Origin of the sequence: Protofrankia sp. Cr1 (assembly GCF_963555865.1) — a bacterium.
Classification (GTDB): Bacteria; Actinomycetota; Actinomycetes; order Frankiales; family Frankiaceae; genus Protofrankia.
This window is the reverse complement of record NZ_CAUVXO010000060.1, coordinates 3,980-5,306: the sequence shown is the minus strand read 5'-3', so window position 1 is coordinate 5,306 and position 1,327 is coordinate 3,980. Positions and strand designations below refer to the sequence as shown.

1 protein-coding gene is annotated in these 1,327 nt (G+C 66.5%); it reads left to right on the top strand.

The annotated features are described in order from the left end of the window. Positions 1-254: 254 nt before the first annotated feature. Entirely contained in the window at positions 255-1,226 is a 972-nt protein-coding gene (locus U9980_RS07950; RefSeq protein ID WP_322767347.1) for a Fic family protein, read from the top strand. The last annotated feature ends 101 nt before the right edge of the window (positions 1,227-1,327 follow it).

The window sequence follows — 1,327 nt, the reverse complement described above, 5'->3', positions numbered from 1 at the left end:
GGGCGTGCATGTCCTCAGCGAGCAGATCCGCCGGCGGATCCCGTCGATCAGCTGGCGTTTCGACCAGACCAGCGGCCAGGCGGGCAGAGGCCGTCACCGACGTTGCTCTCTTCTCATTAGAACCAAAGTTGCTCTCTCTAATTAGACCCGAAGTTGCTCTGCTCTAATTAGATATGGCCGAACTCAGCAACTTCGCCGGATCGGACGCCGCAACCACCCACGGGAACCGACGCGGACGCCCATCCCGCATCGAGGTGTACATACGTGTCGACTCAGCTGTCGCGGAGTTGCTGGACCGCTTCGGTGGGCTACCACCACCGGCCGATGCGCATGCCATCTGGGACGACATCTGGGTACGCGACGCCCACCACTCGACCGCCATCGAGGGCAACACTCTTGTCCGCCATCAGGTCGAGGAGCTGCTCCATGAAGGGCGGGCGGTCGGCAGCAAGCTGCTGGCCGAGTACATGGAAGTCAAGGGGTACGCGGACGCGGCTCGCTGGGTCTACGGGCAGGCACTCGAGCCCGGCCATGAGCCGCCGCGGCAGATCCTCACCCTGACCGAGGTCCGGCATGCCCACCACCTGGCCATGTCACCTGTATGGGACATCGAGCCGCACCCGCACGCCAACGTGGCGGAGGCGCCGGGCAGCTTCCGGGAACATGACATCGCGCCCTTCCCTGGAGGCATGAGCCCGCCAAGCCATCCGCTGGTGCCGGCACGGATGCGCGACTGGCTGGACGACGTCCAGGCGGTCACCACCGACGACGGCCGTCATCTCATGGAGCGTCTCGCACGCATCCACGCCGCCTTCGAACGGGTGCATCCGTTCCTGGACGGAAACGGCCGTACCGGACGGCTCCTGCTGAACCTCGTGCTCTGCCGCCTCGGCTACCCGCCGGTTGTCGTCGCACGGCGCGACCGCGATCGCTATCTGAAGGCCCTCCGCCAGGCGGACGCGGGAAGTCCGGGAATACTCAGCGAGATGATCGCCCGTGGTGTGCTGGACAACCTTTACCGGTTCGTGGTGCCGGCCGTGGCCGAGCCTGCGAGCCTCGTTCCGCTCGCGGCCCTCGCTTCGGACGAGGTGAGCACGGTGGCGCTGCGAACAGCCGCCATCCGCGGGCGGCTCAAGGCGGTCCACAGCGAGGACGGGCAGTGGCGAAGCAACCGGCTGTGGGTTGACGAGTACCTGGCGTCACGACATCAACGGCTCGCCTCCTGACCGGTACGGCCATTCGGTCAGGATCGCTCAAACGCCGTCGGATGTGGCCGACATCGGCACCTTCCCGTTGTCCGGGGCACGACGATCTGTTGCCGCGCCAG